Annotated in this window: 1 pseudogene; it reads left to right on the forward strand. The window is 38.7% G+C overall.

Annotated elements, in window-relative coordinates:
• Nucleotides 1-826 (forward strand): annotated as a pseudogene (locus ACFIJS_RS09090) (hypothetical protein); the annotation flags it as partial.

The following is an 826-nucleotide window of genomic DNA, read 5'->3' on the forward strand; positions in this document are numbered from 1 at the left end:
CAAGAGCAAACTGAAGTCTCTTTTAGATGGAGATATTTCTGAAGGTTCTACGGAAGCGATCACTGGTAATCAGCTTTATTCATTGAATACTACGTTAGCTCAGTATTTTGGTGGAGGTGCTGGTTATAAGGATGGCCAATGGACAGCACCTACTTTTAATGTTTCTCAATTCAATGCAGATGGTAGTTTTTCTGAGAAGAAGAGCTATCATGATGTAGCGGGTGCTTTTGATGGTGTCAGTGAGAGTATGACGAGTATCAACGATCGTATTAAAGAGGTTTCTGACAATATTGATAGGAATAGCTTGAATTGGAATGAAGACAAAGGAGCGTATGACGCTAGTCATAAAGGAGAAGCGAGTAAGATTACGAATGTAGCAGATGGTAAGATAGAAAAAGGATCGCAAGAAGTTGTTAATGGAGGACAACTTTGGACAGTGAATGAGAAGGTAAAAAAGGTTGAGGAAAAGGTAGATACGATTGATAAGCAGGTAAAAGATATTGAAAGTGTAATAACGGATGGGGTGGTTAACTATGACAAAGATGGAGATGGTAAGAAGACGAATAGCATTACGTTAGTAGGTGGGAATGAGAGTGATCCAGTTTTGATAGACAATGTAGCTGATGGTGAGATTGAGTCAGGCTCGAAAGAAGCTGTTAATGGAGGTCAGTTATATGATTATACGGAACAGCAGATGAAGATAGTTCTTGATGATGCGAAAAAGTATACGGACGATCAAGTTAGTAGTCTTGTCAATGATGGTGTTAATGAGGCGAAGACTTATACAGATATGAAGTTTGAGACTTTGAATTATGCCATTGAGGAT

The organism is Bartonella sp. OT172YNZD, from assembly GCF_042193725.1.
In the GTDB taxonomy this organism is placed as follows: Bacteria; Pseudomonadota; Alphaproteobacteria; order Rhizobiales; family Rhizobiaceae; genus Bartonella; species Bartonella grahamii_A.